At 72.6% G+C, this 23,296-nt stretch carries 24 protein-coding genes and 1 tRNA gene; 17 read left to right on the top strand and 8 right to left on the bottom strand.

The features are described 5' to 3' along the window. Positions 1 to 30 precede the first annotated feature (30 nt). Positions 31 to 1,125, top strand: coding sequence for a hypothetical protein (locus tag ABD714_RS16475; protein WP_344813492.1), 1,095 nt, complete (start codon positions 31 to 33; stop codon positions 1,123 to 1,125). A gap of 30 nt (positions 1,126 to 1,155) precedes the next feature. Here the strand turns inward: ABD714_RS16475 and serC are convergent, their stop codons facing one another. Next, complete coding sequence (gene serC / locus ABD714_RS16470; protein WP_344813491.1) at positions 1,156 to 2,286, bottom strand: phosphoserine transaminase; 1,131 nt, start codon at positions 2,284 to 2,286, stop codon at positions 1,156 to 1,158. 65 nt (positions 2,287 to 2,351) lie between these two features. Here serC and pdxH point away from each other — a divergent pair, with 65 nt between their 5' ends. Beyond that, positions 2,352 to 3,080, top strand: coding sequence for a pyridoxamine 5'-phosphate oxidase (gene pdxH, locus ABD714_RS16465; protein ID WP_344813490.1), 729 nt, complete (start codon positions 2,352 to 2,354; stop codon positions 3,078 to 3,080). 12 nt (positions 3,081 to 3,092) lie between these two features. On the opposite strand, the gene ABD714_RS16460 is transcribed toward pdxH, so the two are convergent. Beyond that, positions 3,093 to 3,788: an acVLRF1 family peptidyl-tRNA hydrolase gene (locus tag ABD714_RS16460; RefSeq protein WP_344813489.1), complete on the bottom strand. Its 696-nt coding sequence runs from the start codon at positions 3,786 to 3,788 to the stop codon at positions 3,093 to 3,095. 65 nt (positions 3,789 to 3,853) lie between these two features. On the opposite strand from ABD714_RS16460, the gene ABD714_RS16455 reads away from it, so the two are divergent. Next, positions 3,854 to 4,582 (top strand): hypothetical protein, encoded by a 729-nt coding sequence (locus ABD714_RS16455; RefSeq protein WP_344813488.1) that lies wholly within the window; start codon positions 3,854 to 3,856, stop codon positions 4,580 to 4,582. 703 nt (positions 4,583 to 5,285) lie between these two features. Here ABD714_RS16455 and ABD714_RS16450 read toward each other — a convergent pair. After that, positions 5,286 to 6,065: a DeoR/GlpR family DNA-binding transcription regulator gene (locus ABD714_RS16450; RefSeq protein WP_344813487.1), complete on the bottom strand. Its 780-nt coding sequence runs from the start codon at positions 6,063 to 6,065 to the stop codon at positions 5,286 to 5,288. 66 nt (positions 6,066 to 6,131) lie between these two features. Between ABD714_RS16450 and ABD714_RS16445 the strand changes: the two genes are divergently transcribed. Genes ABD714_RS16445 through ABD714_RS16430 form a run of 4 tightly spaced genes read left to right on the top strand, consistent with a single transcriptional unit; the run spans position 6,132 to position 9,970 of the window. Then, the gene (locus tag ABD714_RS16445) at positions 6,132 to 7,013 is read left to right on the top strand and encodes an SIS domain-containing protein (protein WP_344813486.1); all 882 of its coding nucleotides are present in this window, start codon (positions 6,132 to 6,134) and stop codon (positions 7,011 to 7,013) included. A gap of 2 nt (positions 7,014 to 7,015) precedes the next feature. Then, entirely contained in the window at positions 7,016 to 7,960 is a 945-nt protein-coding gene (locus ABD714_RS16440) for an ROK family protein (protein ID WP_344813485.1), read from the top strand. After that, positions 7,957 to 9,153 carry an N-acetylglucosamine-6-phosphate deacetylase gene (gene nagA, locus ABD714_RS16435; protein WP_344813484.1) on the top strand — a complete coding sequence of 399 codons (1,197 nt, stop codon included), beginning with the start codon at positions 7,957 to 7,959 and terminating at the stop codon, positions 9,151 to 9,153. The genes ABD714_RS16440 and nagA overlap by 4 nt, the downstream gene beginning before the upstream one ends. Next, positions 9,134 to 9,970 (top strand): class II fructose-bisphosphate aldolase, encoded by an 837-nt coding sequence (locus tag ABD714_RS16430; RefSeq protein ID WP_344813483.1) that lies wholly within the window; start codon positions 9,134 to 9,136, stop codon positions 9,968 to 9,970. The genes nagA and ABD714_RS16430 overlap by 20 nt, the downstream gene beginning before the upstream one ends. Before the next feature lie 168 nt (positions 9,971 to 10,138). On the opposite strand, the gene ABD714_RS16425 is transcribed toward ABD714_RS16430, so the two are convergent. Further along, a complete protein-coding gene (locus ABD714_RS16425; RefSeq protein WP_344813482.1) occupies positions 10,139 to 11,533 on the bottom strand; it encodes a cryptochrome/photolyase family protein in 1,395 nt (464 codons plus the stop codon). 94 nt (positions 11,534 to 11,627) lie between these two features. On the opposite strand from ABD714_RS16425, the gene ABD714_RS16420 reads away from it, so the two are divergent. The 4 genes from ABD714_RS16420 (at position 11,628) to ABD714_RS16405 (ending at position 14,067) form a co-directional block, all read left to right on the top strand. Then, complete coding sequence (locus ABD714_RS16420; protein WP_344813481.1) at positions 11,628 to 12,326, top strand: iron-dependent transcriptional repressor DtxR; 699 nt, start codon at positions 11,628 to 11,630, stop codon at positions 12,324 to 12,326. Positions 12,327 to 12,347: 21 nt separating this feature from the next. After that, entirely contained in the window at positions 12,348 to 13,121 is a 774-nt protein-coding gene (locus ABD714_RS16415; protein WP_344813480.1) for a class I SAM-dependent methyltransferase, read from the top strand. A 104-nt stretch (positions 13,122 to 13,225) separates the two neighbouring features. Then, entirely contained in the window at positions 13,226 to 13,612 is a 387-nt protein-coding gene (gene trxA, locus ABD714_RS16410) for a thioredoxin (protein WP_344813479.1), read from the top strand. Positions 13,613 to 13,638: 26 nt separating this feature from the next. Further along, positions 13,639 to 14,067 carry a YybH family protein gene (locus tag ABD714_RS16405; RefSeq protein WP_344813478.1) on the top strand — a complete coding sequence of 143 codons (429 nt, stop codon included), beginning with the start codon at positions 13,639 to 13,641 and terminating at the stop codon, positions 14,065 to 14,067. Here ABD714_RS16405 and ABD714_RS16400 read toward each other — a convergent pair. The 4 genes from ABD714_RS16400 to ABD714_RS16385 all read right to left on the bottom strand — a co-directional run bounded on the left by ABD714_RS16400 (position 14,039) and on the right by ABD714_RS16385 (position 18,135). Then, positions 14,039 to 14,269, bottom strand: coding sequence for a hypothetical protein (locus ABD714_RS16400; RefSeq protein ID WP_344813477.1), 231 nt, complete (start codon positions 14,267 to 14,269; stop codon positions 14,039 to 14,041). The two genes, ABD714_RS16405 and ABD714_RS16400, sit on opposite strands and share 29 nt — an antisense overlap. Further along, the gene (locus tag ABD714_RS16395) at positions 14,269 to 15,216 is read right to left on the bottom strand and encodes a polyprenyl synthetase family protein (RefSeq protein WP_344813476.1); all 948 of its coding nucleotides are present in this window, start codon (positions 15,214 to 15,216) and stop codon (positions 14,269 to 14,271) included. The genes ABD714_RS16400 and ABD714_RS16395 overlap by 1 nt, the downstream gene beginning before the upstream one ends. Next, complete coding sequence (locus ABD714_RS16390; RefSeq protein WP_344813475.1) at positions 15,213 to 16,082, bottom strand: hypothetical protein; 870 nt, start codon at positions 16,080 to 16,082, stop codon at positions 15,213 to 15,215. The genes ABD714_RS16395 and ABD714_RS16390 overlap by 4 nt, the downstream gene beginning before the upstream one ends. Positions 16,083 to 16,557: 475 nt before the next feature. Next, the gene (locus tag ABD714_RS16385) at positions 16,558 to 18,135 is read right to left on the bottom strand and encodes an AfsR/SARP family transcriptional regulator (RefSeq protein WP_344813474.1); all 1,578 of its coding nucleotides are present in this window, start codon (positions 18,133 to 18,135) and stop codon (positions 16,558 to 16,560) included. 146 nt (positions 18,136 to 18,281) lie between these two features. Between ABD714_RS16385 and ABD714_RS16380 the strand changes: the two genes are divergently transcribed. The 6 genes from ABD714_RS16380 to ABD714_RS16355 all read left to right on the top strand — a co-directional run bounded on the left by ABD714_RS16380 (position 18,282) and on the right by ABD714_RS16355 (position 23,290). Continuing rightward, positions 18,282 to 19,472 (top strand): hypothetical protein, encoded by a 1,191-nt coding sequence (locus tag ABD714_RS16380; protein WP_344813473.1) that lies wholly within the window; start codon positions 18,282 to 18,284, stop codon positions 19,470 to 19,472. A gap of 76 nt (positions 19,473 to 19,548) precedes the next feature. Beyond that, on the top strand, positions 19,549 to 20,160 hold the full coding sequence (locus ABD714_RS16375) for a hypothetical protein (protein WP_344813472.1): 612 nt from the start codon (positions 19,549 to 19,551) through the stop codon (positions 20,158 to 20,160). Between the two features lie 218 nt (positions 20,161 to 20,378). Continuing rightward, positions 20,379 to 20,454: transfer RNA gene (locus ABD714_RS16370), tRNA-Arg, on the top strand. A 361-nt stretch (positions 20,455 to 20,815) separates the two neighbouring features. Then, a complete protein-coding gene (locus tag ABD714_RS16365; RefSeq protein WP_344813471.1) occupies positions 20,816 to 22,345 on the top strand; it encodes an FG-GAP-like repeat-containing protein in 1,530 nt (509 codons plus the stop codon). Between the two features lie 61 nt (positions 22,346 to 22,406). Next, the gene (locus ABD714_RS16360; protein ID WP_344813470.1) at positions 22,407 to 22,730 is read left to right on the top strand and encodes a hypothetical protein; all 324 of its coding nucleotides are present in this window, start codon (positions 22,407 to 22,409) and stop codon (positions 22,728 to 22,730) included. Between the two features lie 92 nt (positions 22,731 to 22,822). Beyond that, positions 22,823 to 23,290 (top strand): AbfB domain-containing protein, encoded by a 468-nt coding sequence (locus ABD714_RS16355; RefSeq protein ID WP_344813469.1) that lies wholly within the window; start codon positions 22,823 to 22,825, stop codon positions 23,288 to 23,290. Positions 23,291 to 23,296 lie beyond the last annotated feature (6 nt).

The raw sequence follows: 23,296 nt of genomic DNA, 5'->3' as shown, positions 1-23,296 counted from the left end.
TCAGCCGCTGCCGCCCGAAGGAGTCCAGCGATGGAGCCGACGACCCGACGACGTCGCCCGGCCCGCAGGAGGGCGACCTCGGCGCTGACGGCGTTGGTCGCGATCACGGTGCTGGGCTGGTCCGCCACGATCCCGGCCGCCGCGGACACCGTCGAGTTCACCATCGCCGACAGCCAGATCACCGAGTCCTCCGGACTGGCCACCGACACCGACGCCGAGCGCTACTGGACGGTCAACGACTCCGGTGACGGCGGGACCGCGTACGCGCTCGACGACCAGGGGGAGACCGAGGGGACGCTGGAGTTCCGGGTCGATCCGGTCGATGTCGAGGCGATCGCCTTCCACCAGGGCCGGCTCTACGTCGCCGACATCGGCGACAACCGGGCTCGCCGCGACAGCGTCACCGTCTACTTCTTCGACGACGCCGCCCCGTCGGCGGACCCGGTCGTCTACAAGGCGTACGACTTCTCCTACCCCGACGGCCCGCACGACGCCGAGACCCTGCTGGTCGACGGCGACGGCCGGTTGTTCGTCGTGACCAAGGGCGCGCAGGGCGGCATCTACGCCGCGCCCGCAGCCCCGTCGCGGCAGGGCGTGAACGAGCTGGAGCGGGTCGCTGACGCCCCCGCCTACGTCACCGACGGCACGGTGCTGTCCGACGGCCGGTTCGCGCTGCGGACCTACGTGTCGGTGGAGATCGTGGATCCCGACTCCTACGAGGTGGTCGCCCGCGCCGCCACCCCGGCGCAGCAGCAGGGGGAGTCGATCACCACCACCTTCGACGGGAAGCACCTGCTGATCGGCAGCGAGGGCAAGCGCTCGGAGGTGCTGCGGGTCGACATCCCGGCCGCCGTGGGTGCGGTGCCCAGCTCCTCCGCCACCCCGCCGGACGCCGAGCCCAGCCCCACCGCGACCGGCGGCCAGGATCCGTCGGACGGCTCGAGCGCCACGGCCGATCCGTCGGCGAACCCGTCAGCGGAGGACACCGGTGCAGCCGAGGACGACGTGCCCGCCGACGACGCCGCTGCGACCACGAGTCGGCAGGGGACCCTCGGCGCCCTCGGGCTCGCCGCCGCCATCGCGATCGTGGCCGGCTCCGTGGTCGTGCTCATCCGGCGTCCCTGACGCACCGGACCGACTGAGCCTCCTGCCGGGTCACAGGCGCGCGGCCACCCAGTCGATGCAGGCGCACAGCGCGCTGACGTCGTCGGGGTCCACGGTGGGGTACATGCCGATCCGCAGCTGGTTGCGCCCCAGCTTGCGGTAGGGCTCGGTGTCCACCACCCCGTTGGCCCGCAGCACCGCCGAGACCACGGCGGCGTCCACGCCGTCGAGGTCCACGGTGCCGACCACCGGGGAGCGCAGGGCGGGGTCGGTGACGAACGGGGTCGCGTACGCGGAGACCTCGGCCCACCCGTAGAGCCGGCTGGAGGAGTCCTCGCTCCGGGCGGCGGCGAACGGGAGCCCGCCCCGGTCGCTCAGCCAACGGAGCTGCTCGCGCATCAGGAACAAGGTGGCGATGGCCGGGGTGTTGACGGTCTGGTCGGCACGGGAGTTCTGCACCGCGAGCTCCAGGCTGAGCGACGCCGGCAGCCACCGGTCGGTCGCGGCGATCTCGGCCACCCGGTCCAGGGCTCGGGGGGACAGCAGGGCGAACCAGAGTCCGCCCTCGGAGCCGAGACTCTTCTGCGGGGCGAAGTAGTAGGCGTCGGTCTCGGCGACGTCGATGGTGGTGCCGCCGGCCGCCGAGGTGCCGTCCACCACCATCAGGGCACCGTCGTCAGCACCGGGCACCCGGCGGACCGGGGCGATCGCGCCGGTGGAGGTCTCGTTGTGGGCCCAGGCGTAGACGTCGGCGTCCTCGACGGCGGCGGGGACGGCCACCGAACCCGGATCCGCGGTGACCACCGAGGGAGGGTCCAGGTGCGGGGCGGCGGCCGCCGCGGCGGCGAACTTGGCCGAGAACTCCCCGAAGACGGCGTGCGCACTGCGGCGTCGGATCAGCGAGCAGACCGCGACGTCCCAGAACAGGGTGGAACCGCCGTTGCCGAGCACCACCTCGTAGCCCTGGGGGAGGGCGAACAGCTGCGCCAGCCCGGCCTTCACCTCACCGACCAGCCGTCGTACGGGGGCCTGCCGGTGCGAGGTGCCCAGCAGGTGACGCCCGGTGGCCGCCAGGGCCTCGACGGCCTCCGGCCGGATCTTGGCCGGACCGGACCCGAACCGCCCGTCGGCGGGCAGCAGGTCGGCGGGGATCACCAGGGTGGACGGGTCGGCGATGGTCACGCCTGTCATTCTCCCCGGCGGGTCGCCACGGCCGGGTGGGACGCCGCGACTGCGAGACTGACGGCATGTCCTCCTCCGACCGGCCCGCCCCGGACCTGCACGCCCCGGACTTGCACGCCTCGGCCCTGCACGCCTCGGACCGGCCGTCGTCCGACCTGCACGGGGAACGCGTCGACTACACCGCCGGGCACCTGCTCGAGTCGGCCGCGCCGCCGGAGCCGTACGCCCTGTTCCGCCGCTGGCTGGAGGACGCGTTCGCCGCCCGGGACGCCGGCACGCTCGCCGAGCCGACGGCGATGGTGGTGGCCACCATCGCCGACGGTCGACCGAGGGCTCGCACCGTGCTGCTCAAGGAGCTGCGCGCCGACGGGTTCACCTTCTTCACCAACTACGACTCGGCCAAGGCGACCGAGCTGGCCAGCGCCCCGGCGGTTGCCCTGCACTTCGGCTGGCACGCCGTCCAGCGGCAGGTCCGGGTCGAGGGCACGGCCGAGAAGGTGCCCCGGGAGGAGTCGCAGGCCTACTTCGCCACGCGCCCCCGGGGCTCCCAGCTCGGCGCCTGGGCCTCCGCCCAGTCCTCCACGGTGGGGTCGGTCGCCGACCTGGAGGCCGCCTACGCCGACGCCGAGCAGCGCTTCGCCGGTCGGGACGTGCCCTGCCCGGACCACTGGGGCGGCTACCTGGTGCGCCCGGTCGAGATCGAGTTCTGGCAGGGCCGGCCGAGCCGGATGCACGACCGGCTGGTCTACCGGCAGCACGGCGACGCCTGGACGATCACCCGGCTGGCGCCCTAGGGCTGAGGCACCTCAGGCCAGCTCGTTGAGGGTCACCACGACGGAGCCGAGGCGCCGGACGACGTCGTCGAGCACGGCGCGCTTCGGATCGCCGACGGCGAAGAAGCGCGAGGCGACCAGGGGTCGGAGGTCGGCGAGGCGCGGGTCCCCGAGGACCGCGGCGACGCCGGCGCGATCGCCGCCGGTGACCAGGGCGCCGAGTGCTGACGCGTACGGGAGCAGGATCGCGGCGGCGCCGTCGGCGGCTCGGTCCCACACCCGGTGGGTCTGGTTGCCGCGGCGTCGGGCGTACCGCTGCTGGGACCACCCGCCGGCCTTGGTGGTGCCCTGCACGTAGCCGCCGCCGGTGTCGGTCGCCACCACCTGTCCGTCCGCGATCACCGCGACCGCCCAGCCGCCGCGGCGCACGAGCAGCACGCCGACCGTGCGAGCCGCCCGGACGTGGTCGAGCAGGGCCTCGACCGGGTCCTCCACCGCCGGCTCCGACCACGGCCCGTACGGGATCGCGATCTCGGCCCGGGCGCCGTCGCCGGCCTCGATCACCACGACCGCACGTCTCCCGTCGCCGGGACCCTGCTCGCCCTGACCTTCGTCGCCCCCGGCGAGCAGGTGGGTGCGTAGGGGTCCGTGGCGGCCGGCGAACCGCTCCACCCAGCCGGACAGGCGGTCGACGTCGACCTCGACGACACGACCGGCGGCGGCGGACACGCTCGCGAGGCTACCCAGACCGACGGTCCCGGGTCCGACCGCCGTCCTCTGTCAGAGTGGCGAGCGTGACGGTACCGGTGCCGCCCGCGGGCTACCAGCGGCTCGACGCGATCCGGGTGCTCGCGACCATCGAGCGGCTGCAGCGCCGGATCGCCGCCCGGTTCCCCGACCGCGGGTTGTGCCGGGTGGCCGGCGAGCTGGTCACGGTGGCCGGTCAGGTGGCCGACTCCGCGTCCTCGTCCCGGGCGCGGCTCCGGCGGATCCGGCTCCTCTCCCGGGTGCTGTGCGCCGTCATCGTGGTGGCCACCCTGGTCGCCCTCCTGCTGGCCCTGCGCGACGCGGTCGACAACGGTCCGGCGCGCTCCTTCGAGTGGCTGCCGCTGATCGAGACCACCATCAACGACATCGTCTTCGCCGCCATCGCCGTCTACTTCATCTACGCGCTGCCGAGCCGGCTGGAGCGGAGCTACCTGCTGCGCCAGCTGCACCGACTCCGGTCGCTCGCGCACATCGTCGACATGCACCAGCTGACCAAGGACCCGGAGCGGCTCCGCCCGGACTTCGACCCCACCGTCGAGTCGGTGAACCCCAACCTGGGTCGAGACGACATGGAGCACTATCTCGACTACTGCTCGGAGATGTTGAGCCTGGTGGGCAAGATCGCCGCCCTGTGCGCGGAGGAGAGCCAGGACGCGGTGATCCTGGACACGGTCAGCACGATCGAGACCCTTACCACCGGGATGAGCCGCAAGATCTGGCAGAAGATCTCGCTGCTGCCCGACCCAGGCCGCTGACGCCGACGGTCGTACCGGATGTGGCTCGGGGGTGGGTTCCGGTGTTCGGGTGGCCGTCCAGGATTGCCGTACGTGACTCGTGGGTGGGTTCCGGTGTTCAGATGGCCGTCCAGGATCGCCGTACGTGACTTGGCGGTGGGTTCCGGTGTCCCGTGGAGTGCGGGCGTGCCGTACGCGGTTCGGATGGCCGTCCAGGATGCCGGATGTGGCTCGGGGGTGGGTTCCGGTGTCCCATGGAGTGCGGGCGTGCCGTACGTGGCTCGGGGGTGGGTTCCGGTGTTCGGGTGGCCGTGCGGGGTGCCGGATGTGACTCGGCGGCTGCACCCGGTGTCCGAGCAGGAGGCTGACCGCAACCGCACAGGGACTCAGCCCGTCAGCCCGTGGACGCGACAAACCCGCGAACGGTCGTGGCGGCGGAGAGATCGGGTGACCTCGATGCCGTCCACGGTCGGGGGACGAGTCCGACGTTCGCGGGTTCGGGTGTTGGCTGTGGATTAGCCGGCCACTGCGGCCGACCTGAATCACAGGTCGCGCAGCGGCCTAGCTGGCCGCCACCTCACAAGTCCGTAGATCATTCATTCGTTGGACCACCTCCCTTCCTGTGTACGCACAAAAGTAGGCGCGAGATCGAGGCAGGTCAACGGATTTCCGCCGGGAGTTTTCCGAGCCGTCGGCGCGCGCGGGAGAGCCTTGTCGAGCCACCTCAGGCGAGGATGACCTCGACGCCCCGGGCCTGCAGGGTCTCCACCATCTCCGGCGTGGCCGAGGTGTCGGTGATGATCGCCGACACCTCGTTGACGTGGCAGATGCGGGAGAAGCCGACGTGGCCGAGCTTGGACGCGTCCGCCACCACCACCGTCCGTTTGGCCTGGGTGACCATCACGCGGTTGATCGCCGCCTCGGCTTCGTCGTAGGTGGTGATGCCGGCCGCCGCGTCGACCCCGATCGCCCCGAGGAAGCAGATGTCCGGGGTCAGCTGGCCCAGCGTCTCGGTGGCCAGCGCGCCGACCAGCTCGTAGCTCTGCGGCCGGGCGACGCCGCCGCAGACCACGATCTTGATGAACGGGCGCACGGTCAGCTCGGTGGCGATGTTGATGGCGTTGGTCACCACCGTCACGCCGTTGTGCAGCGCCTGCGAGCCGGGGATGGCGCGGGCCACCTCCACGGTCGTCGTGCCCCCGTTCAGGGCCAGGGTGCACCCCGGCCACAGCATGCTCACCGCGCACTCGGCGATGCGCAGCTTCGCCTCGCCGCGGCTGCTCGACTTGTACCGCAACGGGAGGTCGTAGCTGGTGGTGTTTGGCACCGCGCCGCCGTGCGTACGGGACAGGAGCTGCTGGTCGGCGAGATAATCCAGGTCCCGCCGGATGGTGGCCGCCGAGACGCTGAAGTGAGCGGCCGAGTGCTCGACGTCGATCCGTCCGTCCGAGACGAGCATCTCGAGCAGGGTCGACAAGCGCTCAGCCCGGGTCACACCCGGCATGATATGTTCATATCTGCGCGTTTGGGAAGCAAAACAAACAACCTGATACATCCCGGGAGCACTCTGATGACCTTCGTCGAAGCCGAGATCGCGTCTCAGCCTGACTGCTGGAGACGGGCTGTCGCCGTGGCCGGGGACCTCGCCGGAGCTCTCGGGGAGCGTGGGGAGCGGATCGCCGTGATCGGCTGTGGGACCTCGTGGTTCGTCGGTCAGGTGGCCGCGGGGTGGCGTGAGGCGGCGGGTCTCGGCGAGACCGACGCGTTCACCGCCTCCGAGGTGCCGACCGGACGGCGCTACGACCGGATCATCGCCCTCACCCGCTCGGGGACCACGACCGAGGTGCTCGGCGTGCTCGAGGCCACCCGGGGCCGGGTGCCGACCACCGTCGTGCTCGGCGATCTGGACACCCCGGCCCCCGGCCTCGCCGACCGGCTGGTCGACCTCTCCTTCGCCGACGAGCAGTCGGTGGTGCAGACCCGGTTCGCCACCAGCGCGCTGCTGCTCTTCCGGGCCGCCTGGCGCGGCGACGAGGCGGGGCTGGCCGACGCCGCGGCCGCCGCGGTGGCCGCCCCGCTCGACCCGGCCTGGGCCGCGGCCGAGCAGAGCACCTTCCTGGGCCGCGGGTGGACCGTGGGCCTGGCGCACGAGGCCGCCCTGAAGTTCCGGGAGACCTCGTCGAGCTGGGCCGAGTCGTATCCGGCCATGGACTACCGGCACGGTCCGATCTCCATCGCGGCGCCGAACCGTACGGTCTGGATGTTCGGCGAGCCGCCGCCCGGGCTGGCCGACGACGTCGCCGCCACCGGGGCGACCTGGGTGAGCGACGACCGCGACCCGCTGGTCCAGCTGATCACCGCGCAGCGGGTGGCCGTGGCCCGGGCGCTGGCTCTGGGTCTCAACCCTGACACCCCGCGCAACCTGACCCGCTCGGTCGTCCTGACCGGCTGACCATGATCAGCACCGAGTCCATGATCAGCAAGGAGGCCGTGGTGGCCGTCGACCTGGGCGGCACGCTGACCAAGATCGCGTACGTGGCCCGCGACGGCAGCGCCGCCGACGTCCGCCGGGTCGAGACCATGATCGATGATCATGGTGCGGTTCCCCCCGCCTGGCTGGCCCAGCAGGTCAGTGCCGCCGCGACGGCCCGTGGGGACCTGCACGTGGTCGGTTACGGGCTGGTCGCCCCCGGCATCATCGACGTGGCCGCCGGTGTGGTCCGGGTCGCCCCCAACGTGGGCTGGCGCGACGTCGCCGTGCGGCAGCTCCTGGACTCCGCCACCGGGCTGCCCGGCGCCATCGGGCACGACGTGCGCGGCGGCGGGTTGGCCGAGTGGCGGCTGGGACGCGGCGCCGGGTGCGACAACCTGCTGTTCCTGGCGCTCGGCACCGGGATCGCCGGGGCCTCGATCGTGGACGGTCGGATGCTGGAGGCGGGTGGGTACGCCGGCGAGATCGGCCACCTGCACGTCTCGGTCGCCGACCACCGCTGCGCCTGCGGGGCGTACGGCTGCCTGGAGACCGTCGCCTCGGCGTCCGGGGTGGCCCGCACGTTCGGCCGCACCACGGGGTTGCGCCGCAGTGCCCTGGAGGTCGCCGAGCTGGCGCGGCAGGGCGACCAGGCGGCACTGCAGGCCTTCGCCGTCGCCGTGGCGGGGCTGTCCGAGGCGCTGGCCGCCTACGCCGCGCTGCTGGCCCCGGAGCTGGTGATCATCGGAGGCGGTCTGTCCGGTGCCGCCGACCTCATCCTGACCGAGCTCGGTCAGTCCCTGGACGACCGGCTCTCGTTCCACCGCCGACCGCAGCTGGCCACGGCCACGCTCGGCTCCGACGCCGGGGTCCGGGGCGCGGGGCTGCTGGGTTGGGACCACGTGATCGACGAAGGGATCGTGCGATGACCACCGCCACGGCGTCCGAGGTCCGGCGGATCCGCTGCCGGCACCTGGTCACCCACGAGCACGGGGTCCTCGACGACGCCGTGCTGGTGGTGGCCCACGCCGAGATCATCGGCATCGAGGCCGCCGGCTCGCCCGCCACCGAGGAGATCGACGGCTGGGTGGTGCCCGGGTTCGTGGACACCCACGTGCACGGCGGTGGCGGCGCCTCGTACGCCACCACCGATCCCGCCGAGGCGCGGACCGCACGGCGGTTCCACCGGGCGCACGGCACCACCACCTCGCTGGCCAGCCTGGTGACCGCCGACCTGGAGACGCTGGCCGCGCAGATCGCGACGCTGCGGCCGCTGGTCGAGGCCGGCGAGCTGGCCGGCATCCACCTGGAAGGGCCGTTCCTCTCGGTCGAGCGGAAGGGCGCCCACGACCCGCAGCTGCTGCGCGCCCCCGATCCGGAGGTGGTCGCCGGTCTGGTCGCCGGAGCCGGGGGAGCGGTCGAGATGATCACCGTCGCGCCCGAGCTGGCCGGCGGTCTCGAGGCGATCGCGGTGATGACCGCGGGCGGCGCGATCGCCGCCGTGGGTCACACCGACGCCGACGACGCGACGATCGCGGCGGCCCTGGACGCCGGAGCCACGGTCGTCACGCACCTGTTCAACGCGATGCCGCCCCTCCACCACCGCGAGCCCGGCCCCATCCCGCGGCTGCTGGCCGACGACCGGTGCATGGTCGAGCTGATCGCCGACGGCTTCCACCTGCACCCGCAGGTGATCTCGCTGGCCGTCGCCGCCGCCGGAGTCGACCGGGTGGCGTTGGTGACCGACGCGATGGCGGCCGCCGGGATGCCCGACGGCGACTTCGTCCTCGGCGGTCTGCAGGTCGCGGTGCGCGACGCGCAGGCCCGGCTGGTCGAGGCGGACGGGACGCCCGGCTCGATCGCCGGGTCGACGCTGACCATGGCGGGCGCCTTCGCCTACCTGGTCGAGCAGGGCCACCCGATCCCCGACGTGGCCGCGATGGCCTCGACCACACCGGCCCGGTGGCACGGGCTCCCCGACGTCGGCGAGCTGGCCCCCGGGTGCCGCGCGGACCTGTGCGTGGTGGATGATCATGGACGGTTGCTGCGCGTGATGCAGGCCGGCACCTGGCTCGGTGCGGCAGCAGGAGAGGAAGCCGCTGATGCTGGCCGGACTGCGTGAGGTCCTCGATCCGGCGGTCGACGCCGGCACCGGGGTCGGGGCCTTCAACATCATCTGCCTGGAGCACGCCGAGGCCGTGATCTGGGGTGCCGAGGCCGCTGACGTCCCGGTGGTGCTGCAGGTCTCGGAGAACGCGGTGCTCTACCACCGCAGTCTCGAGCCGATCCTGATCGCGACCGTGGCGCTGGCGCGCAACGCTGACGTCCCGGCGGTGGTGCACCTGGACCACGTCACCGACCCCGACCTGGTCCGCGCCGGGGTCGAGCTCGGTGCGACGTCGGTGATGTTCGACGGGTCCCGGCGCTCGTACGAGGAGAACGTGGCCGTCACCGCCGACGTCGTCCGCTACTGCCACGCGAGGAACGTGCAGGTGGAGGCCGAGCTCGGCGAGGTCGGTGGCAAGGACGGTGTGCACAGCTCGACCGCCCGGACCCGCCCCGACGACGCGACGGCCTTCGTCGACGACACCGAGGTGGACGCGCTGGCGGTGGCCGTGGGCAGCTCGCACGCGATGACCGAGCGGACGACGAAGCTGGATCTCGAGCTCGTCGGCCGGTTGCGCGACGCCGTGGACGTGCCGCTGGTGCTGCACGGGTCGTCCGGGGTCCCCGACGACGAGCTGGTCAGGGCCATCTCGGCGGGCCTGACCAAGATCAACATCGGCACCCACCTGAACGCCACCCTGACCCGGGGCGTGCGGCACCAGCTCGAGGACCAGCCCCGGCTGGTGGATCCGCGCAAGTACCTCGGACCCGCTCGCGACGACGTGGCCACCGAGGTCGAGCGGCTCCTCCGGCTGCTGAGCAAGGCAACCTGACCCGGCACTCCTGACGCTGACGCCCCCTTTCACTCCCTCACGCACCCTCTGCAGACGGTGCGTCAGCGGGTGAAAGGGGGCGTCGGCGAGTGAAACGGGGCGTCGCCGGGCGCGGACGGATGGGGGGCTCGCGCTCAGGTGTCCCGGTTCGCGCTCAGGTGTCCCGGTTCAGGAGCGGAGGGCGGCCAGCCGGTCCAGGGCCTCCTTGCGCTCGGTCGCGTGGTCCACGATGGGCTCCGGGTAGCCGTTCGGCACCCCACCGGGCGCCTCCCACGGGCGGTGCAGGTGCGCGTCCGGTACGTCGGCCAGCTCGGCCACGTAGCGGCGGATGTAGCGGCCGTCGCCGTCGAACTTCTCGCCCTGGGTGAGGGGGTTGAAGATCCGGAAGTACGGTGCCGCGTCGGTTCCGCAACCGGCCACCCACTGCCAGTTCAGCTGGTTCTGGGAGATGTCGCCGTCGTGCAGGAGCTCCATGAACCAGTCAGCCCCGAGCCACCAGCCCAGGTGCAGGTCCTTGATCAGGAACGAGGCCACCACCATCCGCACCCGGTTGTGCATCCAGCCCTCCGCGCGCAGCTGGCGCATCCCGGCGTCGACCAGCGGGTAGCCGGTGCGTCCCTCCTGCCACGCCGTCAGCCGGGCGGCGGCGACGGCGTCCTCGGCCGGGTCATCCACCACCATCTTCGCGAACTCCGGCCGCACCGGGTGGGTGGTGGCCCGGGGCCGGTGCCACAGCACGTCGGCGAAGAAGTCGCGCCAGGCGATCTGACGGGCGAGCGCCCGCGCCCCGTCCGACCGCTGCTCGGCGAGGTCGGCGAGCACCGTGCGGGGGTGCAGGTGCCCCCAGCGCAGCGCGATGGACAGGTGGGAGGTGCCGTCGGCGCCGGGCACGTCGTGCAGCTTCGGGTAGTCGGCCACGCCGCCGCCGGAGCGTGCCAGCCACTCGCGCCACTGCCGGACGGCGTGCGCCTCCCCGGCCCGGGCCAGGAGCGCCGGATCGGCCTCCGGCAGGTCCAGCCGGCTGTCCACCGTGAGCCAGTCGGCGCCGGTCGTGGTGACCACGGGGGCCGGGTCGTGGACGCCGTGGTCGAGCCAGGTGCGGTGGAAGGGGGAGAAGACCTGGAACGGGCCACCGGTCTTGTTGACCAGGCTGCCGGGGGCGACGGCGTACGGGGAGCCGGTGCGCACCAGCGCCCGCTCGTCGCCGGCCAGGTTCTCGGCGACCCGCTGGTCCCGACGTCGCCCGTACGGTCCGAAGTCGGCCGCGACGTGCACCCGCGCGGCCCCGATCTCGGCCGCGACCCGACGGAGCTCGGTCTCCGGGGCGCCCCGCAACACGGTGAGACCGGGCCCGCCGCCCGCGCGCAGATCGGCGTCCAGGGCGTGCAGCGCCGCGTGCAGCCAGGCCCGGCGACCCTGGCCCGCTCCGCGGAGGAGCGTCGGGTCCAGCACGAAGACCGGCAGCACGGACCCGTCGTCCAGAGCCGCCCGCAGGGCCGGGTTGTCGGCCAGTCGGAAGTCTCGGCGGACCCACCAGATGGCGGTGTCGGTAGTGGAACCCATGTTCTACCCTTGCACGGGAGCCGACAGGCCCAGCGGGTGCCGACCCGCGGCCGCCACGGCCGGACCTGAGCGGTGTGAAGGAGAGTCAAACAGCGTGAGCGACCTGATCGACACGACCGAGATGTACCTCCGGACGATCTTCGAGCTCGAGGAAGAGGGCATCGTCCCTCTTCGTGCCCGGATCGCCGAGCGGTTGCATCAGAGCGGTCCGACGGTGTCGCAGACCGTGGCCCGGATGGAGCGCGACAACCTGGTCCACGTGCAGGGGGATCGTCATCTGGCCCTCACCGACGAAGGTCGTGCCCGCGCCACCCGGGTGATGCGCAAGCACCGGTTGGCCGAGCGGCTGCTGATCGACGTGATCGGGCTGGACTGGGAGCTGGTCCACGACGAGGCCTGTCGCTGGGAGCACGTCATCTCCGAGGACGTCGAGCGCAAGCTGGTCGACCTGCTGAACTCGCCGACCGAGTCGCCGTACGGCAACCCGATCCCGGGCATGGACGAGCTCGGGGTCGACCGCCCGGAGATCGACTTCCGGGCCGGCAACGAGCACCTGGATGCCGTCGTCCGGGACTCCGGCAACGGCAGCATCAGCGTCGTCATCCACCGGATGAGTGAGGAGATCCAGAAGGACGTCGAGATGATGGGCACGCTGCGCCAGGCGGGTATCCAGCCAGGAGTGCAGGTGCTCGCCCAGGCGGGCGGTCTCGGGGTGCGCCTGACCCCAGAGGACGCGCCGGGCTGCGAGATCGACCGCGAGGCGGCCACGCACCTGTTTGTCAGCCGGGTCTGACCCCACCCACGTCCGAACCCCGTGACCGACGACGAGATCGACTGGCCCCGCTACCTGGCGGACTTCCACCGCGATCGGGCGGGCGTGGTCGAGGCCGTGCTGTCCCGCTCGGTCGGTGGTGACCACACGCCCTACCGCTGGCTCGCCCGCGCCGTCGGCGGCGGTGCCCGCACCGTCCTCGACCTGGCCTGCGGGTCGGGACCGGTGTCCCGGGAGCTGACCGGCGACGGTCGTACGGTGATCGGTCTGGACCTCTCGTCCGCCGAGCTGCGGTTGGCCGCCGAGCGCGGACCCGGCCCCTGGATCCGGGGTGACGGCCTGCGGCTGCCCTTCAAGGACGGCTCCCTCGACGCCGTGACCAGCTCCATCGGGCTGGTGGTGATCACCCCGCTGACCGCGCTGATGGCGGAGATCACCCGGGTGCTGCGGCCCGGAGGGGTGCTGGCCGCGATGGCTCCGGCCCTCCGCCCGCTGTCCCCGTCGGACCTGCGGATCCTGGCCCGGATCAACACCCGGCTCCGGGGCAAGCCGCAGTTCCCGGGCCCGGTCGAGCTCGCCGGCTTCACCAAGACCCTGCAGGCGTACGGGATGCGGCGGGTGGAGGACCAGCGCGAGCGCTACCGCTTCACCGTCACCTCCCGGGCCGACGCCGAGCTGGTGCTGTCGGCGCTCTATCTGCCGCAGACCCGGTGGTCGCGCGTGGAGGCGGCGATCGAGCTCCTCCAGGACCGGGTGGCTCGGAAGGGTTCGGTGGACATCACGATCCCCATGCGCCGCGTGGTGGCCATCAAGTAGGGCGCGGGAATAGGTCGGCCGCCCGCAGTGGTTGAGCAGACGTCTCCGGTGATGTTCCCGGGGGCGGCAGTCTCACCCCGAACCACCGAGGAGTACCGAGAACCATGGCGACGATCGACATCAACGCCGACAGCTTCGAGCAGACGATCACCGACAACGAGATCGTCCTGGTCGACTTCTGGGCCGACTGGTGTGGCCCCTGCAAGCGGTTCGCGCCCATCTACGACACGGCCTCCGAGCAGCATGGTGAGATCACCTTCGCCAAGCTCGACACCGACGCCAACCAGGCGCTGTCGGGCCAGCTCGGCATCGAGGGGATCCCGACGCTGATGGCCTTCCGCGAGGGCGTCCTCGTCTTCAACCAGGCCGGCGCGCTGCCGGGCCCGGCGTTGCAGCAGGTCATCGACGCCGTCAAGGGTCTGGACATGGAGCAGGTGCACAAGCAGGTCGCCGACCTGCAGGCCGAGCACGGCGACCACGAGCACCAGTAAGGCCCTCGTCCCGACATACTGAGCGGGTGACCCCACCCGTACGGTCTCTGGATGACTTCTTCCCCACCTACCTGGCGCTCCTCGAGGCCGGGGACGCTGACGGTCTCGGTCTGCTGTACGCCGAACGGGCCGTGCTGACGTCGTCCGGGGGTCCCGAGGGAACGACGTGGTCGGTGGGGCGGGACGAGATCGTGGCCGGTCTGGCGGCTGCCCTCGGGGACTTCGAGGTCGTCGTGGAGGTCCCCTCGACGGAGCCGTTCGAGATCCGCGGCGACCTGGCGGGCCGGCTCGGGACCTTCGAGTCGACCATCAGACCGCGGGCCGGCGGACCCGAGACACGACTGACCGTCCAGGCGTTCGAGATCCTCGCGCTCTCCCCGACCGACGGCTGGCAGTACCTGAGTGATCAGTCCCGGGTGCTTGCGGTCACCACGACCCCAGGCCGCCCGACCTGATGTGCGCGACGAGCTCGTCGTCGCTGCGGGGGGTGGCGGCGATGTCGGCGACGGCTCGGCTCTCCTCGGCGGTGAGGGACCCGAGAACTCCCTCGAGAGCGGCGGTCGGGTCGGCAGTGACCGTCGCGCGGAAGTCCGGGTCGTTGAGGAAGCGCTGCCGCAGCACGTCGTAGCGGGCCTGCCGGTCGGGATCTGCGGGCATCATCGTCTCCTCAGGGCGGCGGCCGTGAAGTCGACCAGCCGATCGAGGTCATCCTGGCGCAGATCGTCGGCGGAGAGAAGGCGGGCGTGCGTCCGGGCCCGGGCCAGGTGCAGGACGGTCAGCGCGGCGACCTCACGGATGGACGGGGACAGCCCGAGCACCAGTCGATCGCGCGCCTGTGGATCGTCGGCTGCCTCGTGCAACAGGGTGAGCATCGACTCCCGCTCGTCCGGGGCCGACTCGGCCAGCGCGAACGCAGTGGCCATGGTGGCCGTCCGGTTGCGGAGATCACTGGTCCGCTCGCTCACCAGCTCGCTGATGTCGTTCACGTGCTGGCGGGCGATGCCCAGCTCGAGTCCGAAGCCGCGGGCCGAGCCGATCTGAGCCGGCGACGCCCCGGCGGCCGTGGCCGCGAGCTCGGCGAAGCCCGCCAGGAGCGCGCCGCTCCGGTCGGTGATCCGGGCGTGGACCTCGACGGGAGTGGTCGACGCGCTGAGGGGCGTACCGCTGCGGAGCTGGCCGTCGGAGACCGTGGCGATCGTCCTGCTGTAGGTGCGCGTCAGCGTGACCGCCAGCGGAGCGTGGACGCCGTCGCCGACCACCTGCGCGGCCGTGACCAGCAGCACCTGGACCCCGATCATCACCTCGGCGGCGTCCCGGTCGGCCCAGATCGTCGGGTGATCACCGTCCACCAGGTCGTCGAGCACCGCGAGCGCCGCGTACGTCGCCGCCGCAGCCGCCAGCAGTCCGGCGGGCGGCAGCCGGCCGGTGAGCGCCCGATGAACAGCGACCGGCACGGCCACCGTCGCGACGGCCTCCGGTGGGCGGTCGGCGAGGAGGGTGTCCAGCCGCTCGACAGCCTCCCGCAGCAGGCCGGCGAGGTGCCCGCTGTCCGCCGGCAGCGAGGCGGCCAGGGCGGCCACGGCCACCGACCGCCAGTCGCTCATCCGGCGACGAGCTTCTCGATCAGGGCCGGGAGGTCCTCCAGGGGGGTGCTGATCACGAGCGGGTGCTCCGCGCTGGTCCACGGATCATCCGCCGCGAGGGCGAAGAAGGGGGCCAGCTCGGCGTCGACGAGGCGACGGAGGTCCCGGCCGACCCGCGGACCGTGGCGCAACCCGAGACCGAACAGGATCCCGGACTCCTCCCGGCGACCCGCCGCGGCCAGCACCGCGGCGTAGCCGACCGCGATCCACGGGTACTCACCCCGGCTGCCGCACCGCTCCGCCGTCGCGAGGGCGGTGTCCAGGGCGCGACGGGCGCTGTCCAGATCTCCCTCGACGGTGTCGAGCCGGGCCAGCCCGGCCAGCGTCTGCGGGGCGCCGGGTCCGAGATCCCGGGCCGACCAGAGTGCGATCGAGCGGTCGTACCACATCCGGGCCCGCTGGTGGTCGCCGGCGGAGAGCGCCAGGTCGCCCAGTCGGGCGTGCGGGGCGGCCGACAGCCAGTCCAGTCCCAACCGCTGCAGCCGCTCGATGCACTCGACGTGGCGTTCCCGGGCCAGACCCGCGTCGCCGGCCGTCATGGCGACGTCGCCGGCGTTGCCCAGCGCGTAGAAGAGCGTCTGCAGGTCGGCCGAGTCGCGGGCGAGCTGCACCGCCTGCTCGGCGCGCGTGCTGGCCACCTCGACCTCGCCCTCGGCCGCGTCGATCATGGCCAGCAGGGCGAGCAACCGCGCTTGGGCGGAGGGGTCGGGGACCCCGTCGCGCAGCGCCTCCTCCAGGCGGCGACGCGCCGTCTCGGCGTCGCCCACGTAGAAGTCGAGGAAGGCTCCCGTCTGGGCGGCGTACGGCCGCATGACCCCCGGTGCCACGACCGGGCGGTCGAGCAGGTCGTCGAGCCAGCGGCGACCCTCGGTGATGCGGACCGACCACCAGTAGAGGATGAGCGATGCCGCGAGCTGCTGGGCGGTGTCGAGGTCCTCGGGCTGGTCGAGCCCTGCTGGAGCAGCCGGCGGATGTCGGCGACATCCGGCTCGATGGAGCCGGGGTGGGCGCCCGCGAACAGTGCCTGGACCCGGCCGAAGACGGCCTGGTCGAGCGCGCCGTCCGTGGCGTCGGCGTCGGCCGGCCGCGGCAGCGTCCGACCGTACGAGCGGACCAGGGGCAGCTGGGTCAGCCGGGTCGCTCCGGCGCTGTCGGTGGTCGTGCCGGCGAACCCCGCCTCGATCAGCTCGCTCACCGTCCGCGGCAGCGGGGTGGGGCGCGGCCAGCTCGCGAGCAGGTCGTCGTACGGGGCGCCGGCGGGCCGCCCGGAGAGGATCACCAGCAGGTCACGGGCGTCGTGGCTCAGCCGGGTCGCGGCCAGGTCGAAGCTCGCGCGCATGGACCGATGCCGGGTGATGGCGTGGCGGGGGTCCACGAGGGTGTCGATCGGGTCCTGCAGCGCCGTGAGCAGCACCGACGGCTCGAGGTGCTGCAGCTGGCACGCGGCGAGCTCCAGGGCCAGCGGTATCCCCCGATCAGGGTCGCGATCTCCGCGAACGCGGCGTCGCCGACGTGCCGGACGCCGCGGCGGCGCGCGGCCTGGGCCAGCAGCAGCCCGGCCACGCTGAGACCCCCCGACCGGGTCTCCCGTCCGGTCCCGGTGGGCAGGGGCTCGAGCCGGACCACGCGCTCGTTCGGGAGGCCGAGCTCGATCTGCGAGGTGACCAGCCAGACCACGGACGGGCACCGCCGCGCCAGCTCCGCGATCACCCCGCTCGCGTCGGCGATCTGCTCCACGTTGTCGAGCACCACGGTGCACGGCGGTCCCGCCACCTGGGCGGCGACCGCGGCGACCGGGTCGTCGCGGTCGGGGACACCGAAGGTCCCCGCCAGGTGCAGCGCCAGAGCGGCCCCGGTGGTCAGCGCGGACAGGTCGACGAAACCACGGCAGGGGACGCTCGCCGTGCGCGCCGCCTCCACAGCGCACCGGGTCTTGCCCATCCCGCCGGGGCCCACGACGGTGACGATCGGGGCGGCCTCGTCGATGGCGGTGACGATCTCGACCACCCGGTCGTCGCGGCCGACCAGGTCCCCGCCCGGGTTCGGCAGCGCCGCCGGCGGCGCGGAGGACCGGCCCGCAGCCCCGCGGGGGACCACCGGCTGGCTGGCCCCGGTGAGGCGGAAGTAGCCCGCCTCGACGTCGTCGTGCTCCAGCATCCGTCGGTGCAGCTCGCTCAGCTCCGGACCGGGGACGACGCCGACCAGCTCGTCGAGCGTCCGGCGGGCTTCGCCGACCGTCTCCAGCGCCGCGACCGGGTTGCCGGCCAGGTAGTGGGCACCCGCCAGGTGCAGCCACAACCGCTCGTTGGTCGGCTCCTGCGTCAGCAGCGCCCGGATGGCGGCGAGCGACTCCGGCGTCACCCCCAACCTGATCTGCGCGGCCACCCGCTCCACGCGGGTGCCGCTCAGCAGGCGCTGGAGCCACTCCCGGCGCGGGCGCAGCCCCTCGAAGTCGCAGCCGGCGAACGGCTCCCCGCGCCACAGCTCCAGGGCCTGGTCCAGACGCTGCACCCGCTGCCCGTCATCAGGGCTGGTGCGCGCGTGCGCGACGAGGGACTCGAACTGCAGGGCGTCGACCCGGTCCGGGGCCAGGTCCAGGACGTAACCGGCCGGGCCGGCGTGGCCCAGCTCGATGCCGTTGACCGCGACCATGCTGCGGACGCGTTTCACGTAGCCCTGCAGGGTCTTGTTCGCCGTCCGAGGCGGATCGTCCGGCCAGAGCAGGTCGATCAGGCTCTCCCCGCTCACGGGGCTGCCGGCGCGCAGCGCCAACAGGCTGAGCACCGCGATCTCCATCGACCTCGTCAGCGGGACGATCCCGCCGGCTCCGCGCACGATCACGGGCCCGAGCACGTCGACCCGTTGCTCCCACCTGCTCACCGTCACCGGCTGTTCCCGTTCGCTCGACGTCAGCCCTCCACGGGAAACGGCCGCCGACGTCCCACCGGCGTCCCACCGCGACGCGGTCCCATTGAACTCGACCGTCTGACGGTCGCCTCAGCCGCCCCGAGCAGAAGGAGACGCGCGTGCCGGCACGGCTCCACAACGTGGCTCCCGACGCTCTCGCCGACCCCGGCACGCCGGGCGGTCCCGGGTTCACGCTCGCGCGCCCGGAGTGGATCGCGATCCAGGCGGCGAGCACGGACGCACGCGCCCTGCCCGCCGCGGCCGGCGCCTTCCGTCGGTCTTTGGGCCCGGGAGTGCCCGCCGACCTGTCGGACCTCGACCGGCTGCTGGAGACGTACGCCACCATGCGCGCGCAGGCGACAGCCTGGTCGGAGAAGACGTACCCGGCCTGCGTCGCGCTGGCCGGTGACGTCCAGCGGTTCGGCCAGGAGCTGGCCCCGGTGTACTTCCCCCGGATCGACGACGAGGCCGACCTCCTCCGTCGAGACCCCCACGACGACCAGGCCAGGACCGCTCTGCGGACGCTGCTGCTGGAGCTCGCGGGCGAGGCGGAGCGCGCGTCGGACCGGGCCGACACCGCGGCCGGGGCGGTGGCGACCGCCGCCGCCGGGGCGGAGCGGGTCGAGACCACCCTGGTCGGCGACGACGACGCCGGCGGGCTGAGCGACTACTACGCCCGCCGGTACGCTGCCGCACGAGCCGAGGTCGGGTCGCTGGTGGGTGACGTCTCCGCGCAGCGACGCCTGGTCCGGCCCGCCAACGACGATCACGACCGCGACGTCGTGATCACCTCGGCCACGGCCAGCTACGTGTGGGTCTGGCCGCTGGGCATGGTGGCGGCCCCGGTCGTCGCCGGCGGCTACGGTCGCGAGGCCGCCCTCGCCGTCGTCCGGGCGCAGTGCGCCCACAGCCGGATCAGGTCCTTGGGCGACGAGGCGGCGGTCGCGGCACGCCTGCTGATCGGACTCGACGGGGCCGTCTGCGGTGCCACCGCCCTGGTGAGGGGACTGACCGAGACCCTGCCGGTGATCCGCCGCATCCGCGGCGTGTGGGGTGGGATCGCCGCCGACCTGCGAGCTGTCGCTGCGGTCCTGAGCGACGACGCGGCAGCGGTCCCGGCGCTGATCGAGGCACTCGACGTCGAGGGCGCGCTCCGGTCCTGGACACAGGTCGCTCGGCGGGCGCAGGCCTACCGGCTCGTCGCCTGCGTGGACCAACCGACCGGACCGTCGTCGATGGGGGCCTGGCAGCTGGCCACCCAGGTGTCGTCCCCTCGCTCGGCTCAGCCCGCGATGGCGGCCCGGAGATGACCGGACGCTCGGTGCGCGGCAGCACGGACCCGTCGGCGGCCTCTCCCGGCCCCGTGGCGGGCGGGGGCGTGGAGGCATGGTGATCGACATCAGGATGGCCCAGCACCGGTGCGGGTCGGACTCGGTCGAGACCACCGACAGGCTCGTCTTCGTCGACGATCCTGGCGTGCTCTCGACGCTCGCTGCCGAGGGTCGGGCGCGATGGGTGCTCCCGGTCACCAGCCCAGGCTTCGTCCGCTTCGGCCGGGTGCGACTGCGATCGGTCCGGGCTTGGCTGGAGGGAGCGAGGGTGCCGAGCGGCGGCGCCGTCTCCGTCCGGCTGGCCACCCGGGGCGACTACCTCGAGCGGCTCGGCGGCAGCTTCCACCGCTTCGTCTCCGCGCCGCTGGTGCGCGACTTCCGGTACCGGGTGGTGCTTGACACCGCAGACTCGCCCGACTGGTTGTTTCCGGACGGGACCTCGGCGCAGATCGAGCTGGACGGGGTCGTCGACGAGTCGGACGGTCTCCGTCACTTCCAGCCCACCCCGATGGCCGAGTGGCACCTGACGGCCACCGGCGACGGGCTGGATCTCACAGACGTCACCCGAGTGGTGATGGAGTTCACCGGCGCGGTCAACCCGCGGACCGAGCCGGTGCAGCGGGCACCCGCAGCACGGGGGAGCGAGGGGCTCGACTGGTCGGCGTGAGGGGACGTCGTCCGGTGGAACGGCGCGCCTGCAGGTCCGGGTCCGGGGGGACCTCGGCCGACAGGCGCGCCGGTCTCCGGTGGCCGCCGCCCCGTGTCGCCGCTCGCCGCCCGGGACCGCGGTCCGCGACGCTGGTCTGCCGCTCAGGTGTCGGGGAGAGCGCGCCGGGCCGGTAACCTTGCCCCGTTCCGAACGGCGTCGCGTACGCCGCCGGACCGGCCCCCATAGCTCAGGGGATAGAGCAAGGGTTTCCTAAACCCTGTGTCGCAGGTTCGAATCCTGCTGGGGGCGCCAGGCACGACAGCTCGTCAGACGTGGTTCGACCACGTGCGGTCGATCGGGCAGGTCCCGATCTTCGCCGCCTGCCCCGTCAGCTCCGACCACGGAGCGGGCCGCCACCATCCGAGCGGACGACCGACGTACGCAGTTCTTCGACGCCGGAGGGCGGTTCGTGCCTTTTCTGTTCGGCGCTGCCACGATGAGGGGACCGGCGGAGGGGGATCCAGTGGGGCGTTCTGTTCTGAGGACTGCCTGGCGGTCCGGTGGGGTCTTGGTGGGGTTGGCTGTTGCGGCTGCTTCGGGCGCGGTCGTCCAGGTGGACCGGTGGGCGGTCTTCACGGAGGTGCGTCCGGCCGAGGCGGTTTCAGCTCCTTCTGTGGGCGTCGTCGCGCCGCTGGTGCGGCCCGCGCCACACCGTGACGGCCAGGCCGACCTGAACGGCGACGGTCACGCCGATCTGGTGGTGGGTGGATCGGTCGACCGGCGGAATCCGGATGCCAGCAGCTGGGGTGTCTCGGTGATCTACGGAGGTCGGAAGGGACTGGCTCGACCGGGTAACCAGCTCTGGCAGGAGAGCGACTTCATCACCGGCCCGCCCACCCGCGGGACGGTGAGCGCGCTGACGACCGGCGACTTCGACGGTGACGGCTACGACGACCTTGCTGTCGGCACCGATGAGGTCCAGCTGGACTATGACGACGAGACTTTCGTCGGGGAGGTGCGGATCATCTACGGGTCCCCCCGCGGGTTGGTCGCGGCACGCAGCCAGGTGTGGCTGCCGTCGGTTGTGGACGGTGACGAGCCCGACACCGCGGACGGCTACTTCGGCTCGGCGCTCGCCGCCGCAGACTTCGGGAGGGGTCTGTTCGACGATCTGGCGATCGGCTCCAGCGACTGGGGTGATGGTCGCGGTTCGGTGACGGTGCTCTACGGGTCGGCGACGGGATTGACCGGCTCCGGCGCGCAGACCTGGACGCAGGACAGCCCCGGCATCGCCGGCAGGGCTGTCGGCGCGACCGGCAGCAGTGGAATCGGCGACCAGTTCGGCTCGGCGCTGGCCGCGGGTCCCCTCACCGGTGGCCGCTACGCCGCCTTGGCCATCGGCGCGTACGGCGATGGCGCAACACGACGCCGCCAAGGGCAGGGATCCGTCACCGCCCTGTACGGGTCTGCCGACGGCCTGACTGCCAGCGGTGCGGACCGATGGACTCATGCCACTCCAGGCATCAAGGGCCGGCCGGTGGAGTCTGGCGGCTTCGGAGGCACCCTGACGATCGGACACTTCACCGGCCGGGCCGCCGCCGACCTGGCTCTGACCAGCGCCGACGCAGGGTCGAACGGCCGCATCAACGTGATCCGCGGTGGCCGGGGCGGCCTGACCGCTCGGGGTGACCAGCTGTGGACCACCCGATCCTTGTGTCGCTCAGAACGGAGGTACTTCAGCGGCCAGTTCGCCTGGTCGGTCACCGCCGGCAACTACGGACACGACTCGCGTGGCAGGGCCTTCGACGATCTGGCGATCGGGGGATCCGGCACCGTCAGTGTCGACGACGAAGCCAGCGACTCGGGAGCGGTCCTCGTGCTGTACGGCTCTCCGAAGGGGCTGAGCATGCGGCACCGTCAGATCTGGGGCTGGGACAGCCCGGGAGTGAAAGGCAACCCGACGGGGCTCGACGGCGACCAGTACGCCGACTCGATGAGCACGGGCGACTTCGGACGCAGCCGTTACGACGACCTCGCTGTCGCCGACGTGGACATGGCGGTCAGTCGAGACGGCTACGGTGCCGTGAGCGTCCTGTACGGGACGTCGAGCGGTCTGACCCCGCGAGGCGATCAGCTCTGGACCGTGCAACGGCTAGGACGCACGTCGCCGCGCTCGTGGGCCGAGCGCCTGGCCGACCGGTAGGCCGCCGACGATCGGTTCCACCCTCAGCCCGCTCCGTCCTCCACCGGGCTACCGTCGATGGATGACTGATCGGACTCGTCAGCAACGACGACGTGAGGCGGCTGCCGGCCTGCGCAGCTTCACCTCCGAGGAGGAAGCCCGTTTGTCGGTGGTCGTCCTGCCTTACGTGCTGGTGTCGCTGGTGGTGCAGTGCCTGTTGCTGGTGGTCGGAGTCCGTACCGTTCGGGAGATGTACGGAGCCCGTCATCTCGGGCTGCGTCCGCTCGTCAGCCTCGCCGCCAACAGGCCCCTGCTCGTTCTCCTGGTGCTCAATCTGGCGCAGATCCCCCTCAACCGCCGGCTGCAGACGTGGGTCAGACGCCTCAACGGCACCCCGCCTGGCTGACGTTCTGTCACCACCAGGGGTTGCGCTCGCACGCCCACGTGAGGGCCTCCGCGCGTCCGGTATCAACGCGACGAGGACCGGCTCCTCCCCTCATGTCCACCGTCAATCTCGAATCCCTCAACTTCCCCGGGCACTTCATCCGTCACGCCGCCTTCCTCGGCGAGCTCACCCGTCGGGGTGGTCCGGTCAACGACTTCGCGTTCACCCTGCGATCCCGCGGCCCGGGCCAGGTGGCCATCCGGTCGCTGAACTTCCCGGACCGGTTCCTCCGGCACCGGGACTTCCGGATCCATCTCGAAGGACCCGCGGGGCCGGGTGACGATCTCTGGACGCAAGACAGCACGTTCTTCTTCGAGCAGGGTCTGGCTGATCGCGCCGGCGTCTCGTTCAGGTCGGTCAACTTCCCTGACCGGTATCTCCGCCACCGCGACTTCCACCTGGTGCTGGAGCCGCCGGCGAGTGCGGACGACGCGCTGTTCCGCCAGGACGCCACGTTCTTCCGGAGGCCGGCGGCCGTGCTGATCGACGACGGCACCGAGCTGAATCCGGTCGACGACTGACCGATC

The organism is Microlunatus aurantiacus (assembly GCF_039536605.1).
GTDB classification, from domain to species: domain Bacteria; phylum Actinomycetota; class Actinomycetes; order Propionibacteriales; family Propionibacteriaceae; genus Microlunatus; species Microlunatus aurantiacus.
Note: the sequence above shows the minus strand (reverse complement) of the source record. Positions and strands in the feature narration are given on the sequence as shown.